18 protein-coding genes and 1 riboswitch are annotated in these 14,377 nt (G+C 44.1%); of the genes, 1 reads left to right on the top strand and 17 read right to left on the bottom strand.

The window, feature by feature from the left end:
- Nucleotides 1–3: 3 nt before the first annotated feature.
- From ACGTN9_RS16440 to corA, 3 genes are all read right to left on the bottom strand, one after another.
- Entirely contained in the window at nucleotides 4–198 is a 195-nt protein-coding gene (locus ACGTN9_RS16440) for a hypothetical protein (RefSeq protein WP_499594686.1), read from the bottom strand.
- Nucleotides 199–371: 173 nt separating this feature from the next.
- Nucleotides 372–863 (bottom strand): hypothetical protein, encoded by a 492-nt coding sequence (locus tag ACGTN9_RS16435; protein WP_499594684.1) that lies wholly within the window; start codon nucleotides 861–863, stop codon nucleotides 372–374.
- A gap of 579 nt (nucleotides 864–1,442) precedes the next feature.
- Nucleotides 1,443–2,387: a magnesium/cobalt transporter CorA gene (corA, locus tag ACGTN9_RS16430; protein ID WP_499594680.1), complete on the bottom strand. Its 945-nt coding sequence runs from the start codon at nucleotides 2,385–2,387 to the stop codon at nucleotides 1,443–1,445.
- A gap of 140 nt (nucleotides 2,388–2,527) precedes the next feature.
- On the opposite strand from corA, the gene ACGTN9_RS16425 reads away from it, so the two are divergent.
- The gene (locus ACGTN9_RS16425) at nucleotides 2,528–3,133 is read left to right on the top strand and encodes a GNAT family N-acetyltransferase (RefSeq protein WP_499594677.1); all 606 of its coding nucleotides are present in this window, start codon (nucleotides 2,528–2,530) and stop codon (nucleotides 3,131–3,133) included.
- A gap of 210 nt (nucleotides 3,134–3,343) precedes the next feature.
- Here the strand turns inward: ACGTN9_RS16425 and ACGTN9_RS16420 are convergent, their stop codons facing one another.
- The 14 genes from ACGTN9_RS16420 to rsgA all read right to left on the bottom strand — a co-directional run bounded on the left by ACGTN9_RS16420 (nucleotide 3,344) and on the right by rsgA (nucleotide 13,561).
- On the bottom strand, nucleotides 3,344–4,123 hold the full coding sequence (locus ACGTN9_RS16420; RefSeq protein WP_499594674.1) for an energy-coupling factor transporter transmembrane component T family protein: 780 nt from the start codon (nucleotides 4,121–4,123) through the stop codon (nucleotides 3,344–3,346).
- Nucleotides 4,098–5,798 (bottom strand): ABC transporter ATP-binding protein, encoded by a 1,701-nt coding sequence (locus tag ACGTN9_RS16415; RefSeq protein WP_499594672.1) that lies wholly within the window; start codon nucleotides 5,796–5,798, stop codon nucleotides 4,098–4,100. Before ACGTN9_RS16415 ends, ACGTN9_RS16420 begins: the two co-directional genes overlap by 26 nt.
- Nucleotides 5,785–6,369: an ECF transporter S component gene (locus tag ACGTN9_RS16410; RefSeq protein WP_499594670.1), complete on the bottom strand. Its 585-nt coding sequence runs from the start codon at nucleotides 6,367–6,369 to the stop codon at nucleotides 5,785–5,787. The genes ACGTN9_RS16415 and ACGTN9_RS16410 overlap by 14 nt, the downstream gene beginning before the upstream one ends.
- On the bottom strand, nucleotides 6,362–6,967 hold the full coding sequence (locus ACGTN9_RS16405; RefSeq protein ID WP_499594668.1) for a YkoF family thiamine/hydroxymethylpyrimidine-binding protein: 606 nt from the start codon (nucleotides 6,965–6,967) through the stop codon (nucleotides 6,362–6,364). Before ACGTN9_RS16405 ends, ACGTN9_RS16410 begins: the two co-directional genes overlap by 8 nt.
- 89 nt (nucleotides 6,968–7,056) lie before the next feature.
- A riboswitch (TPP riboswitch) is annotated at nucleotides 7,057–7,159 on the bottom strand.
- A 67-nt stretch (nucleotides 7,160–7,226) separates the two neighbouring features.
- A complete protein-coding gene (locus ACGTN9_RS16400; RefSeq protein WP_499594666.1) occupies nucleotides 7,227–8,006 on the bottom strand; it encodes a sulfite exporter TauE/SafE family protein in 780 nt (259 codons plus the stop codon).
- Between the two features lie 92 nt (nucleotides 8,007–8,098).
- Nucleotides 8,099–8,326: a sulfurtransferase TusA family protein gene (locus ACGTN9_RS16395; RefSeq protein WP_499594663.1), complete on the bottom strand. Its 228-nt coding sequence runs from the start codon at nucleotides 8,324–8,326 to the stop codon at nucleotides 8,099–8,101.
- Nucleotides 8,327–8,383: 57 nt separating this feature from the next.
- Nucleotides 8,384–9,508, bottom strand: coding sequence for an MBL fold metallo-hydrolase (locus ACGTN9_RS16390; protein WP_499594660.1), 1,125 nt, complete (start codon nucleotides 9,506–9,508; stop codon nucleotides 8,384–8,386).
- A gap of 22 nt (nucleotides 9,509–9,530) precedes the next feature.
- Nucleotides 9,531–10,082, bottom strand: coding sequence for a sulfurtransferase TusA family protein (locus tag ACGTN9_RS16385; RefSeq protein WP_499594657.1), 552 nt, complete (start codon nucleotides 10,080–10,082; stop codon nucleotides 9,531–9,533).
- A gap of 52 nt (nucleotides 10,083–10,134) precedes the next feature.
- A complete protein-coding gene (locus ACGTN9_RS16380) occupies nucleotides 10,135–10,431 on the bottom strand; it encodes a rhodanese-like domain-containing protein (protein ID WP_499594654.1) in 297 nt (98 codons plus the stop codon).
- 17 nt (nucleotides 10,432–10,448) lie between these two features.
- The gene (locus ACGTN9_RS16375; protein ID WP_499594651.1) at nucleotides 10,449–10,817 is read right to left on the bottom strand and encodes a rhodanese-like domain-containing protein; all 369 of its coding nucleotides are present in this window, start codon (nucleotides 10,815–10,817) and stop codon (nucleotides 10,449–10,451) included.
- A 150-nt stretch (nucleotides 10,818–10,967) separates the two neighbouring features.
- The gene (locus tag ACGTN9_RS16370) at nucleotides 10,968–11,534 is read right to left on the bottom strand and encodes a class I SAM-dependent methyltransferase (RefSeq protein ID WP_499594648.1); all 567 of its coding nucleotides are present in this window, start codon (nucleotides 11,532–11,534) and stop codon (nucleotides 10,968–10,970) included.
- A gap of 56 nt (nucleotides 11,535–11,590) precedes the next feature.
- Nucleotides 11,591–11,821: a glutaredoxin family protein gene (locus ACGTN9_RS16365; RefSeq protein WP_093045687.1), complete on the bottom strand. Its 231-nt coding sequence runs from the start codon at nucleotides 11,819–11,821 to the stop codon at nucleotides 11,591–11,593.
- Between the two features lie 29 nt (nucleotides 11,822–11,850).
- Nucleotides 11,851–12,240, bottom strand: a complete 390-nt coding sequence (locus ACGTN9_RS16360; RefSeq protein ID WP_028782534.1) for a DsrE/DsrF/DrsH-like family protein — start codon at nucleotides 12,238–12,240, stop codon at nucleotides 11,851–11,853.
- Nucleotides 12,241–12,520: 280 nt separating this feature from the next.
- The gene (rsgA, locus tag ACGTN9_RS16355) at nucleotides 12,521–13,561 is read right to left on the bottom strand and encodes a ribosome small subunit-dependent GTPase A (RefSeq protein ID WP_499594644.1); all 1,041 of its coding nucleotides are present in this window, start codon (nucleotides 13,559–13,561) and stop codon (nucleotides 12,521–12,523) included.
- Nucleotides 13,562–14,377: the final 816 nt, after the last annotated feature.

Genomic DNA, 14,377 nt, shown 5'->3' with positions numbered 1-14,377 from the left:
AAGTCAGCCGCCTGCTGCTGAAACAATGTGATCCAAAGTGGATGGATGTTCTGTTTCAGGAACAGCCTTGTAAAAATCCTTGACTCCACCGTGCACACCATAATGAATTGGCTCTTCAAAATCTGCAATATAAGCACGGCGGTTCGGTCGTTCCTCTTGTATGATCGTTATCCTGGAAATTTCGATAGGATCGCTCACTTTTAGGATACCTCCCTAATATGTTCATAATATTAGAAATATTCCCTATCCAATTGGTGTCTAAACAACCGATTTCCCCAGGGATTAACCATATCTAACGATGTACATTGGGAGGGTTTAAACAACAAACATAGCACCTCCGGTTCGGAGGGGGCTATCTTTGTTGTTTACTCTTATACCGGCCAGACGATATTTCTTAAAAATTCATGAAAGACAAGGACCACAAAACAGAACAAAAATAATTTGTTATACGACTCGCTTTCTTTTGCCAGGGATAGGAACAGCCAGCCAGTCATTAACATGAAAGAAATTAGTGATAAAATCTCCAAATATTGAACTTTTTCTTCTGTCCCTAACATCATTATGACCATCCAGCCCATCAGAGCAGCCATCAACCCATGAATAATTGCAGGCCACTGGAGAGTATCTTTGAAACCGAAGGCAAGGCTTAGTAAGCCGGCAATTACTACCCCTGTCACGAGTACAACAACGATAGATGATAAGAATAAAGATAACAGACTGCTCACATATAAGGTGACCACGATGATGACAGCAGTACTGACAGCATGATGGCGACTTTCTTTTTCAAGTTTTCTTAATTTAAAAATAACCATAAAAGTTACGAGTGATAAGGTTACGATCAACAATATCATTGAAGAATGCATCTGTAATTCCCCCCACTGCATCTTATGCAAGGAGAGTATCGGACATGCACACATGGAAAAGCCCACTTGAATTTTTATCAAGCGGGCTGGACGCTATCGGGGACGGCGAGTTTCAACTTGTTTAGAAAGTTCATATTCATTGAAATACATAATCTCACATCCTTTTTTTAATTTTTTTACCAATCAAATGTGCCGTCTTTGCATTTCGAGCCAGACATCACGATACGGGTTAGGTTTCGTTTTCTCGATCCATTTTTTTAAGAAGTTCATGTTTATCTCCTCCGTTTGCTTTTCTAAGTCTAATTATAGGTAGTTTTCAACTTTTCCATAACAGCCAGCGGAGTGATTATACTTCAGCCTTTGGACTGAACTTTTTATCGGACCAACAAAAGCGCAAGCGCCTTGCTCACCCCCGACAAGCTTAAGCCAAGCCTCGCCGTGACGTTCTCTGTCACAGAGAGGATTGGCTTAAGACCTCGAGGGGGTAGGCGCTGGAGCTAGATGCAACCCGCAAAAAAGGTGCCCGCTTCCTTCTGTAAGGAAACGGGCACCTTGTTCATTCAAGTTCAGGGAGCCGGTTTAACTGAACCAGCCTTTGCGTTTAAACCAGATAATCATCGCTACAGACAACACAACCATGATTACCCAAATGATTGGATAAGCATATCGTTCATCCAGCTCCGGCATATACTCGAAGTTCATTCCATACACACCTACAATGAAAGTCAGCGGCATGAAAATCACGGAAATGACCGTCAGCACCTGCATTGTTTTGTTTTGCTGGTGGGAGGTTAACGATAAGTAGCTGTCCCGGATGTCCTGCGTCAAGTCACGATTGGAAGCAATCACATCTGCTAATTTGATCAAGTGATCATGCACATCTGCGAAATACTCTTTCCCCTGTTTCACGCCATCGAGATGCTGAGAGTTGAGGATACGATACAACAATTCACGCATCGGATGGACAGTCTGCCGCATGGTCAGCAGTTCACTGCGCCGGTCGAACATTTGCTCCAGCAGCTTATCGATGGAAAGATTTTTCGTATTATCTTCGATTTCGTTGATATGATCTTCAATTTCATAAACAATCGGAAAATAATTATCGACGACGGCATCAAAGATGTAATGTAATACATAGTATTCATCCCAGGTCGGCTGTTTTTTCTTGACCATCCGGATGATATGATCCAATACCGGCAATTCCTGCTTATGATACGTAATAATAAAGTCTTCACCAAAAAAGATATCGATTTCCTGTTTTTTAAGTTCTTTGGCATCAATGGCATGGATGACGATCAAGGTATGATCATCATAGTAATCCATCTTCGGCCGCTGCAGGTCATGAATACAGTCTTCGATTGCCAGCGGGTGAAAGTCAAAATAACTGTCAAGGAGATCCGTTTCGTCTTCACTTGGCTGATCGAAATCCACCCAATACCATCTAATATCGTTTGATTTCAATGGTTCGAGAGAATTGTCCTCAATCAGTTCACCTTGTTTTGTATAAGCGGTTAATTTCAACATATAAAAACCCTTCCTGCTTCTTCCTTTAACTTCTAATAATATTACCCAACTGCTACTATCCAAAACATGAATTCTGGATGGTTCAATGCATAGTCAAGTGTGATAGGATGAAGATGAAGGATTAACCTGGGGGTGGCTGGATGACCGCTAAAGAAAGCTTGCTAATTGGAAAGCGCGTCAAGTTAAGAAGCATCAAGGAACAAGATCATGAGCAATTATGGAAACTCATTTATAAAGATAAAGACCCTGAATGGAAAAAGTGGGACGCCCCATATTATCCCCTCGAACCCCATACCCTGGACAGCTACCGAAGCTACGAACGGGCAAGAAAAGAGCGGCTCTCTCCCGATGAACCAGACTCAAGGCTGATCATTGAAGTGGATGGGGAGATTGTCGGAACGGTCAGTTATTATTGGGAACACAAAGCCTCGCTCTGGCTTGAAGTAGGGATAGGCATTTACCGTCCGGAATATTGGAATGGCGGGTATGGCACCGAAGCATTGACTCTGTGGATCGATCATTTGTTTTCTGTTATGCCCCTTGCTCGTGTCGGCTTAACAACCTGGTCAAAGAACGAGCGCATGATGCGTGTAGGAGAAAAACTTGGCTTGAAATTAGAAGGCCGAATACGGAAATGCCGTATTTATGAAGGAAAACATTACGATGCCATCCGTATGGGAGTCCTGCGCGAGGAATGGGAAGCGATCCACGGTACAATTGAAAAACAAACGGTTTCTAAGTTGTGAAATCCCGCTGATGCGGGATTTTTCCTTTTTAATAGAGGACAGACCCTTAATCTAGCTTCCATGATCTTAGGGATAAACATTTAGTAAACCGGACTACTTCCTCACAGTCAAAAAGCTGAATTTCCAGTTTGGCGGCTTTCCCCACCCTGAAAATTCAGCTTTCATTCAAAAATATTGGCAATTCTCCTAGTCCATTATTCCGTGACAAATCTATAATTGCCCATCATACCATTGGAAATATCCCCACCGGACAGAACAATAGACACTTACTCCATATAGAGACAGCATGATTCCCAGGAATGCCCAATCTTTAGGAGTTACTTTCATTTTCCTGTAAAAGGTGCGTTCTTTACTCCCTGTGAATCCCTTGGATTCCATGGCAATTGCTGTCCGCTCGGCTTTCCGGATAGCGCTTGCTAACAACGGGATGACATAGCGCTTCATCTCCTGTACCCATCCGCTTATACCTTTGCCCCTGCGAACGCCACGGATGCGGTGAGCCATCCGGATCGCTTTCCATTCGTTCATCATCATCGGCAAAAATCGATAACCAGCCAGCACCCCATATGCAATTTTTGGAGACAGTTTCAATTGCTGCATCAGGCTGAGCAAAAATTCGGTTTTATTTGTCGTCAGAATGAACAATAAGGATAACAAAGCAAAACCAAGTACTCTCAATGCCAGCGAGATGGCTAATTGAAAGTCTGAGTGAGAAAAAGTTAAAAATCCGAGGTCAAAGATAGTCCCTGCCTGGCTGCCGGCATCCGCGAACATAAGTGTCGTCCAGAAAAAACCGAAAGCAATGATCAGGAATGGCACAAAATAAAGAGACCAGCTTTTCAAGGACACGCGCCCGAATAAAAATGTGAGGATTACTACCCCAATAGAAAACAGCAGCGGGGTGATCGGGTCGAACACAAAAGCCAGCAGGAAAACTGCCAATACAATCGTTATCGCCTTCATGCTAGGATTGAGTTCCTGTAAATTCATAATGACCCTCCCTCTTTCTTGCTGCTTCTTCAAGCCTCACGTGAAAAGGTTTTTGCAAATGATGCTGCGCCAGCCAACGATTATTTTTTTGCCATAACTGAGCAGGGCTGCCTTCAAATGCCACCTGTCCCTTCTCCAATACGATGACATGATCGGCATGCTGATCGACGAGCTCCATGTCATGGGTGACCATCACCAGGGTGGTGCCGGCTTGATTACGCACTTCCAGCAGATCGATGACTTCTTTAGCTGCCTGCTCATCCTGACCGAAAGTTGGTTCATCTAAAATCAACAGGCTTTGGTGCTCGACCATCATAGTGGCAATGCTCAACCGTCGCTTTTGCCCCTGACTCAAGGTATAGGGATGACGGTCGGCATGCGGAAGCAAACGGTACCTTTCCAGCATCTGTGTTGTCTTTTCAGTCACAACTTCTTCCGGGACTTCCTGTAGACGCAGGCCATACGCAATCTCCTCAAAAACTGTATCAGCAACAAATTGATGTTCAGGGTTTTGAAAGACGTATCCGATTTCCTGCCATAGCAAATGATCTCGGAATTTATCCATCGCTTTATCGTTCAGCTGGATATTCCCTGAAGAGGGATGCACAAGCCCTGCCATTAACAGACTAAGAGTGGTCTTCCCGGCACCATTGGCACCCACAATAGCTGCCCATTCTCCCTCTTTTATTTCGATCGTTATATCTTCAAGAATATGCTTAGAACCGATGTTTTGGAGAGATAGATGGATCTCTGGTGAGGACTCAATATGCTTAGTCTCCGGTGATAACTCGGCAGGCTTGTTTTCCAGTGTCTCTGGTTTTATTTTTGCCGTCAGGGATTCCAGATGGACAGGATATTCCCCGTAGAGTTCGATCAAGCCTTGATCACTCAACTCCTGAGCTGTCCGGAAAAGCTCAGGCATCCAAATCCCCTCGCTTCTGATGGTTTCATAATGTTGATAAAAACCTTGAGCGATCGATCCATCATAAAATATTCTTCCGTGACGATTCATCAATAGACAGCGATCGCCATAAGGTAGCCATTCATCTAAATTATGTTCGATAATTAATAACGCGAAATCATTTTCTTTTTGCAACGTAACTACTGTTTCAATAAACGAACGCCTGGCATGTGGGTCGAGCAAGGAAGTCGGTTCATCCAAAATCAACAGTTCAGGCTCCATGGCTAATACACAGGCCAGGGCTAATTTTTGTTTCATCCCTCCGGATAAAGTGGAGATTTCCGCTTTCTTCACCTCTGCTAAACCGACCATTTCAAGAGCCCAATCCACCTTTTCCCTGATTATCTCAGGAGCAGTTTTCAAATTTTCCAAACCGAAAGCTATTTCATCTTCGACGGTCAGCATACAAAACTGGCTTTCCGGATCCTGAAAAACCACTCCAACCCGCTGGCTCAGTTCACCTGCTTCGAATTTTTCATAAGGCACTCCTTGATAATAGCGTTCGCCCTTCATAGTTCCATCCAGTTCCCCTGGGTATAAACCATTCAGGCAATACGTCAACGTGCTTTTCCCACACCCACTTGGCCCAAGGAGCAGCGCAGTTTCCCCGTGAGATAAGCAAAAATCAATCCCGCTCAATGTCGGAGATTTGGTCTCTTCATAATGTAATGTGAGCTGATTCACTTCCACTAAAGGTTTATCATGCGGCGCCATGTTTATTTCTCCTATGCTCTTTGCCAAGCTCAAAGTTGTACAGCACGCCAGTTTTCGCAAGCGCATCGCTGATTGCTTTTCCAAGCAGGCCGGCGATGACTGCACCACTGACCAAACGGGCAATGAACATGGCGGCAACGTAGGTGGTTGCAAGTGCTGCATAGCCAGACAGGAAGTAGCCCCAGACAAAACTGAACACAGCTGACCCCATCCCTGCGGCCATTAACACCCATACGTGGTACATCCGGTATCTGGTTGCGGCAAATACCGCTTCAGCCCCTAGTCCCTGGATCATCCCTGAAATGATCAGCATCGGTCCGACAGCATTCCCCAGCATTACTTCAATAATGGCGGCAATCGTTTCAGATAAAAATGCGGCGCCCGGCTTTCGGATAATATAGGCAGCGATAATGGAGATGATGAACCAAATACCAAAAATCAAATCGTAACCGATCGGACCGAAAAATCCGACCAGCAACTTTCCGACAGGAAGAAACGCTAAATAAACGACTGCGAATACAACGGAAAGTACAGACATGACAACTATTTCTCTCATTTTCCACTTATTCATCGTCTTCCCCCTTTTGATGGGATGGACTGTTCGCAGAAATGGACGCCGTCATCACAACATGATCGTTATGTTCCTGGGTTGACGTGAAGGCGTTTTCAAGTGTAGTAAAAATGTCAGCCGCTTCTCCTTTCAGCTTGGTAGCATAGTGGATACCCTCGACAGTTAGTCCTCTTTGTTTGGCAGCTTCGATTTGTTCCATAATCTGATCCATGTAACGGTCAGACCCAAGCGGATACAGCGCAAAATCACAAGCGGCATATTGGTTTATCGCTGTTGGGGTGTTTAATTTACGATCGTCTTCTGCCATATAGACATCGCCATCCGTATCACCCGGGCAGCCGATAGAAAAAGTTCCTGAAAAAGCTACATGGTGGCCAGTCTTTGCAGCATGGGAAAAAATAGCTTCGGTAACATCGAACACATGCGGAATCTTCCCTCTCACACACGTGCTGACATCATCCGTCTCTAACCAGACCTTTGAGGTATCGACTTCCTCAAGAGCCGATAAAATGACATTCACGAAATCATCCGTCATCGGGTGTACCGAAAAGCGGCACCCGGCAATTCTGCTTGTTCCTTTACATACTTTATTGGACACGAACATTCCCCTCCTTTTTTATACAACAAAAAAACTGCATCCACGGGGAATGCAGTTCAAAGGTTATTGTTGATAAAAATGATTCGTGTCACCTTATCTCTGCACTTCCCCACGCTGGTATTATCCAGTTCGGGTTCTAAGGGTCAGAGTCTTGTGACTCCTCTCAGCTCAATCGCACCCCTAGTGCTTCAATCGTGCTATGCAGTTTTTTCATCTATTAGTAGCTTAATAGATTTCCAAAACTTTGTAAACATCTATTTTACAGTAATACGTCCCACCAGATTTTAATGGCTGTTCCGACAATTAAAGCAGCAAGGATACCTTGTAATAACTTGGTATTCACTTTCTGACCTGCTTTTGCTCCAAGTGGAGATGCGATCAGACTGGCAATAATCATGATAATCGCTGGTACAAGAACGACCTGACCGGTCATCACTTTACCGACAGTGGAACCGATCGAAGAAATGAAGGTTATTGCCAGGGAAGTTGCGATGGTAACACGGGTTGGTATTTTAAGCACCGTCAACATAATTGGAACCAGCAGGAATGCACCAGCAGCACCGACAATACCTGCCGCTACACCAACGATGAAAGCAGAAACAGCTGCAACCATTTTACTGAATGTCACCTGATCAGGTGGAATGTCATCGTTGTTCTTTCTAGGAATGAACATCATGACCGCGGCAGTCAAGGCTAAAATACCATATACGATTTGAATGCCTTCTTCCGTCATGAAACGGGAGCCATAACTTCCGATGAAACTACCAACCAGAATACTTACACCCATATAAATAATCAAGTCTTTGTTCAAGTAGCCACCTTTACGGTAAGCCCAGGCACCGGCAATAGTGGCAAAAAACACTTGCACTGCACTGATTCCTGAAACTTCATGGGCAGTGAATGCAGCGAAACCTAACATAGGCGGTATATATAAGAGCATTGGGTATTTAATAATTGATCCGCCGATTCCTACCATTCCTGATACATATGAACCTGCAAAACCGATGATAAAAATCGTGACGTAAAACCATAAATCCATTTTTCTTCCTCCCTTTATCTCTTTGAAAGCCTTACCAATTGGAAGGGGACAGCCATCCGTTTACCGGAATGTCTGTCCCCCCTTTTTATCTTTTAGCCTTTCTTGATCCAGAACTTAAGAACTTCGTCTTCTTCTTGCTGGTCGACAAGTTCGTGTCCGCTGGAATCTGTCCAGGCTGCTAAGTCTGCTTTTGCACCTTTGTCTGTAGCGTGGATTTCAAGAATATCTCCGCTGTTCAATTCATCCATCGCTTTTTTCGTCTTTACGATTGGCATTGGGCATGCCAGACCTTTTGCATCTAGTACTTTATTTGCTTCCATTTTGATACACTCCTTTTTTAAAATTAACCGGGAGCCCCACTAAAATGGGGCAGCCCATTAGGATACCGCGCAGCGGTTTGGTCCGATTTCCATTTCACGCTTTTCTTCTTCTTCAGGCGTTAGTTTACCCATGTTCACTTGGCGAATTTCCTGGTATGCGTTTGGTTGTGGTGGAAGGTTTTCTGTAACCATCTTACGGAATTCACCTTCGTCTTCCACATTCAAGCCAGTGTTCACTTTGTAAAGTTCACCAAGAGGTGCTGATACTTTTCCATCATCCTGTACTTCACTCATGTTAGCGAAGTGAGCTGGCAGCACTTCCAAGTCATCTGAAAGTTCTTTGTAACGGCTGTAAAGTGTCTCACGCAAGTCGCCAACCCAATCTTCTGCAAGACCGGCAAGGTCAGGACGACCGATAGATTCTACGAATAGAATGTCACCAGTCAACAAGTATTTGTTGTCGACGATGAAAGAAGTAGATCCGATGGTGTGTCCTGGTGAATATACTGCCTGAGCAGCAACCTTAGTCGTACCGACAGTAATTTCATTGCCGTCTTCAAGCTTGTTGTAATCGAATTGAACTTCTGTTGCGTCTTTCGGTGGCAACCAGTATTGTGCACCAGTTTCTTCACGAAGCGCACGACCGCCGGAAATGTGGTCTGCGTGCAGGTGAGTGTCTGCCACCTGAACGATTTTCGCATTCTTTTCTTTTGCAAAATCAAGGTAAGGCTGGATCATACGGTTGGAGTCGATGACCATTGCTTCGCCATCAGAGACAACCATATAAGATAGGCAGCCTTTACCCAGACGTACGAACTGGTATAGTTCACCGCCATCAGAAATGTCGCCTACTTTAACCGGCTCCAGGTACTCACTCCAGGCTTTCATACCGCCTTTCAAGTAAGAAACTCCTTTCACGCCAGCTTCTTCAAGCAGGTCGGCAACCATCATGGAAGATCCTTCTTTTGCACAAACGACCAGTACGTTTTCGTTTGGAAGTTTATCCATGATGCTTTCTACGCCATCTAGTAGATCAAAGTAAGGTACATTAATGACTTCTACACTGTCACCTTCGATTTTCCAGTCTGCGAATTCTTTTTGGTTACGAACATCCAGAATGAACAATTCTTCTTTATCAATAACTTTGCGTGCAATTTCTTGTGCATTCATTGCTTTTGGCATTGATACCCCTCCAATTAATGATTTATTTTTCTACGTTTCCGTTCCAGTCTTTCATGCCTGGCGTTACGTTATATACGTTGTAGCCTTTTTCTGCAAGTTTCTGAGCTGCCATGTCACTTCTGCTTCCTGTACGGCAGATGACATAGACATCTTTATCTTTTTCGATTTCATCCGCTTTTTCATCGATTTCTCCAAGCGGTACAGATACGGCGCCAGGAATGTGGCCGAATTCATATTCCGCTGGTTCACGGACATCAAGTACAGTAATATCGTCACTCAGTTTGCTTTCCAAATCTTCATTGGAAACGACCTGGTCATGTTTTTTCTCTGGCTTATTTTCTGAGTCTGTACTTTTGCGTACATAATGGTACAAGACATCGCCATCTTCTTTATGACCGAGGTATTGGTGACCCATGTTTTCAGACCATGCTTCCAGGTCAGCGATTGAACCGCGGTCCGTTGCCTGTATTTCAAGCACGTGGCCAGGTTCGAGATCAGTCATTGCTTTTTTCGTTTTTACGATCGGCATAGGGCAAGCTAAGCCCTTAGCATCTAGTACTTCATTTACTTTCATTGGAAAATACCTCCTATTTTAGGTGAAAGTTTATTAAAGATCACGTGACGGTTTATTCGACGTCCCCACTCCAGGACATCATTCCGCCCTCCATGTTGGTAACATCATATCCATACTGATCAAGGAACTGTGTCGCTTGACCGCTGCGGCCGCCGGAACGGCAAACCATGATATATTCTGTGTTTTTATCTAATTCATCTTTACGGAACTCAAGCAAGTGAAGCGGAATATTCACCGCTCCAGGGATTTTACCCTGGCTCACTTCGCCAACTTCACGAACGTCAACGATATTCAATTTTTCGCCTAGTTCTATTTTTTGTTTTACTTGTTCTGCAGTTAAACTTTTCATCTGTGAATATCCTCCTTTTAACCTCTCCAGGCGTTCATGCCGCCTTGGACATTGATCACTTTTTCAAAGCCTTTCTTTTTCAACATGCGAGAGGCTGCTGATGAACGGCCGCCACTCTGACAGATGACATAGACAGGCTTTTCCTTATTGAGTTGATCCGCTTGATTTCCTAATTGCTGAAGCGGAAGGTTGTTGAATCCTTTAATGTGATTGGATTTGTATTCCCCAGGTGTACGGACATCAATGAACTGTTTATCCTTCTTCTGTTTCATATCATCCTTCAATTGGGAAGTTGTAATCTGATCGACGCCTTTTGCCGGCATCATTCTTTTTGCTAAAAATCCAATGATGATTGCTACTGCTACAATTGTAATTATCGTTTCCATTTCACATTACCCCTCTTCATTATTACCATAACCCCTAAGGGTATAGTTTAAACTTATTTTTTTAAAAGTCAACCCATTGAAATCTCGGCAGACTTTTAAAAAAATAAGTGGAGCGGGTGGAGGAAGCGGTTTGCTCCCTCGTCCCCTTATTTACTTAGTGGCAACAATAAAGTATACATCCTTATTGAGCTTGCCGACTTTCACAGAAAAACCAGCTTGCTCGACTTCATGGGCCAAATCCTGTGATGGAATCCGCTCATGGAGTGGTGGTCCCTGATCTGCTTCAATCTTTTCCCAGTCCAACACTACGAACATCCCGTGTTCCGGAAGAACACGGTAGACTTCCTGCAGTGTTTGGTCCAGTTTCGGAACTTCATGAAGGACAAATGCTGCAACCGCACGCTGGAATGAACCATCAGGGAAATTGAGACGATCCACTCCACTCGGCATGCGATCAATATTAGTAATACCAGCTTCTTCTGAACGTTCTGCCAGCATTTCCAGCATTTCCGGCTGGATATCCACCGCGGTGACGCGGTCACTTGTTTCTTTTGCTATCGGTATTGTCAAATACCCGTTTCCTGCTCCCAATTCAATGACTTTTTCATCGCCATTTAAATCAAGAAGCCTGATGACCTCCTCAACAGGAACGGTTTCCTGTCGTTTTGGATCGAGCAATTTTTCGGCTTTCTCATGTGAAAACATTTTACCGGCCATACAAATCTCCTTCCATCACGCCGAAACGGGTAATCGACATGGTCCAATTACTGCTTTTACTGTTTCGGCAAATATTTCAAGAATGTTTCCGGATCGAATCCGATAATCCATTGACCGTCGATATTTGTTTGCGGGACGCCCATTTCACCAGTCGTTTCCACTAACTTTCTCGCAGCCTCCGGATCTTTTTCCAGATTGACTTCATCATAATTGACACTCATCTGATCAAGAAATTGTTTGACCATGGTGCAATAAGGACATGTGCTAGTTGTATATACTGTTACCATTTACTCCACTCCTTTAAACCTCAGTATAATTAGAATGTTAGAGAAACATCCGCGTCTTTAGCAAAGTTTAGGAAAGTTGCTGCGCCGCCAACTTCGATTCCGTCAACGAAGTCTTCTTTAGTAAGACCCATTACGTCCATTGTCATTTGGCAAGCGATGAAACGTACGCCCATCTCTTGAGCCATTTCAACCAATTCAGGGATGGATGGTACATTTGCTTTTTCGAAACCTTCCTGGAAGTGTTCTGTTCCTTCTGGCATTGGAAGCTGCTTATGAGCATCCTTGTGGATCAAGTTCAAACCTTCGAATGTGAAGAATACAGCAGTTTCTCCATCGTAAGTTGCAGATGCGTTTGCGATATTCAATACCTTGTAAGCGTCGAACGCTCCACCGTTTGCTGCGATAATAGCTGTTTTCATTATAAATTCCTCCTTGAGAATGTTATTAATATTTTCACCGTCTAGAAGTTAAAAACCTCTAATACCCCGGCGGGTTTAATACCCTGATATGTATATTAAATCATATCACCAAAATAGTCAAGGGGGTATGCCTGAACTTTTTTCGACCTTTTTCAAATGTCCTTAAAAGCGTTGATACAACGCGATTTTTTCTACATTACCTGATGCGGCTATCCACGAAACAGGTACCCAACCGCGTATATAAAAAGGATAACAGAAGATCTGTTATCCCTCAAACATTTCACTTTTTACTTTTTGGACTATGGAGAATTCTGTTGGTTTTGTGGGCGCCATACTTGGATTTAAGGTCCAGGCGTTCAATCTCCCGCTGCATTTTCCAGTAATTCTTCAGCCTCTCTTCCGTTAACCTGCCATCCTTTATTGCTTGTTTGACTGCACACCCTGGCTCGCTCCCATGGCTGCAATCACGAAATTTACATTGGCTGCTATAGTCTTCAATATCAGAAAACGTCGATTGTACACCATCAGATACTCCCCATAACTGCAGTTCTCGCATTCCCGGAGTATCCAGGATGAGTGGCCCTCCTGGCACTAAAAACATTTCCCTATGGGTAGTCGTATGCTTTCCTTTATGATCTTCTTCCCGGACTTCCTGGGTTTTCTGGACCGTTTTTCCGACTAGACGATTAATTAAAGTCGATTTACCAACACCGGAGGAACCGATCAATGCAATCGTCATTCCTGGTGCAAATTTTTCAATCAAGGAATCGCATCCCACTCCCTGAAGGGTATTGACAGAATATACCGATACTCCCGGAGCTATCCGTTCGACCGCTGCTACCTGCCTTTCAGGATCGGGTGCTAAATCTGCTTTTGTCAATATAATAACGGGTACCGCGCCGCTTTCATATACCTGCATCAAGTAACGTTCAATCCTTCGCAGATTCAAGTCCTGATCCATACTACTGACTATCCAGACATAATCAATATTGGCAGCCATCACTTGCTCCTGATGTGTATTTCCTGCAGCATGCCGTGTCAATAACGTCCTCCGTTCGAGACGCTGGTGAATGATTGCCTTATCCTCTCCTGCCTGTGGTTGAAAAAGAACCCAGTCTCCAACACAAGGAAAATCTCCTTGCACCTCTGCGTCAAAACAATACCTACCGGATATTTTGCCTGAAAAGGCTTTTTCAGGAGTCTGGATGGTATATAAACCATTTCCTGCTTTGGTAATTCGACCTAGAGGAGTTTCTTCTCCTATTGTTTGTGTTTGAAAGAAATTTTCGTACCCAAGTGTTTCCCATGTGATTTGTTCCAATAAAGTTCCTCCTAGTTGGGAGGTTACTGCATCAAGTACCCTCCCTGATAATTTTGTTTGTTTTTGTGGTTGATTGATTGTACGAATTTGCTCATAAAACATCACGCTCCTTTACTTGTTATTTCCATTATACCAGAACCCTTCATTGGAGGCTGGTTTAAATTGGCTCCCTTAAAGCTCCGGTTAACTATGAAGACTCAGTTTCGAGGTGATTGGGTCCGTTACCTTGAGAGGAATGGGATGGTCTGTGAAACGACTCGCTTTCCTGCGGGGGGACCTGGCAAGCTTCCTCGGGCTAAAGCCCTGCGGGATCTCGCCTAGCCCCTTATCCCGCGGGAGTCTCGCCGTTTCCCCTCCCATCCAGCCAGTTTTGTACTAAACGGACCCTTCAAAAAGAGAATAGTGCACAACTAAAAACTTCATCCTGAAGCGTTTATAGAGAATATAAAGGACATAAAGGCGCAGAAATCTTCTATCAAATATTATGGGTTGTATTCCCCACAAGTGTGATTTCGAGAACTTCCTATGGCAAAGGGCGTAGGGGAACTGCGAGACTCCTGTGGGAAATGCGTGTTAGATGAGACCCCACAGAGCGTCAGCTCGAGGAGGCTCATCACTCGCCCACGGAAAGCGAGTTGTTCCCCAACGCCCTTCCCCTCTTACAATATCTTGAAATCAGGTCTTCGACTTTTCGGCTTTATAATTAAGTAAATCTCTAATGAATAATCCATAACCGCGGTTTATAGAGCCTTTTATATAGAAGTCCATTTCCTAGTCCTTTAGCATTAAGCAGCTTTACAACCACGTAACAAAACA

This window comes from Halobacillus sp. B23F22_5 (assembly GCF_043497085.1).
Classification (GTDB): domain Bacteria; phylum Bacillota; class Bacilli; order Bacillales; family Halobacillaceae; genus Thalassobacillus.
This window is presented reverse-complemented; position numbering and strand designations above follow the sequence as displayed.

Bases quoted from the DNA above. Each gene is read 5' to 3' on its own strand.
- ACGTN9_RS16410 (WP_499594670.1), bottom strand. From the start codon at position 6,369: ATGAATAAGTGGAAAATGAGAGAAATAGTTGTCATGTCTGTACTTTCC.
- ACGTN9_RS16425 (WP_499594677.1), top strand. From the start codon at position 2,528: ATGACCGCTAAAGAAAGCTTGCTAATTGGAAAGCGCGTCAAGTTAAGA.
- corA (WP_499594680.1), bottom strand. From the start codon at position 2,387: ATGTTGAAATTAACCGCTTATACAAAACAAGGTGAACTGATTGAGGAC.
- ACGTN9_RS16435 (WP_499594684.1), bottom strand. From the start codon at position 863: ATGCATTCTTCAATGATATTGTTGATCGTAACCTTATCACTCGTAACT.
- ACGTN9_RS16420 (WP_499594674.1), bottom strand. From the start codon at position 4,123: ATGAATTTACAGGAACTCAATCCTAGCATGAAGGCGATAACGATTGTA.
- ACGTN9_RS16385 (WP_499594657.1), bottom strand. From the start codon at position 10,082: ATGAAAGTAAATGAAGTACTAGATGCTAAGGGCTTAGCTTGCCCTATG.
- ACGTN9_RS16360 (WP_028782534.1), bottom strand. From the start codon at position 12,240: ATGAAAACAGCTATTATCGCAGCAAACGGTGGAGCGTTCGACGCTTAC.
- ACGTN9_RS16370 (WP_499594648.1), bottom strand. From the start codon at position 11,534: ATGGCCGGTAAAATGTTTTCACATGAGAAAGCCGAAAAATTGCTCGAT.
- ACGTN9_RS16375 (WP_499594651.1), bottom strand. From the start codon at position 10,817: ATGGAAACGATAATTACAATTGTAGCAGTAGCAATCATCATTGGATTT.
- ACGTN9_RS16390 (WP_499594660.1), bottom strand. From the start codon at position 9,508: ATGCCAAAAGCAATGAATGCACAAGAAATTGCACGCAAAGTTATTGAT.
- ACGTN9_RS16415 (WP_499594672.1), bottom strand. From the start codon at position 5,798: ATGGCGCCGCATGATAAACCTTTAGTGGAAGTGAATCAGCTCACATTA.
- ACGTN9_RS16380 (WP_499594654.1), bottom strand. From the start codon at position 10,431: ATGAAAAGTTTAACTGCAGAACAAGTAAAACAAAAAATAGAACTAGGC.
- ACGTN9_RS16400 (WP_499594666.1), bottom strand. From the start codon at position 8,006: ATGGATTTATGGTTTTACGTCACGATTTTTATCATCGGTTTTGCAGGT.
- ACGTN9_RS16395 (WP_499594663.1), bottom strand. From the start codon at position 8,326: ATGGAAGCAAATAAAGTACTAGATGCAAAAGGTCTGGCATGCCCAATG.
- ACGTN9_RS16365 (WP_093045687.1), bottom strand. From the start codon at position 11,821: ATGGTAACAGTATATACAACTAGCACATGTCCTTATTGCACCATGGTC.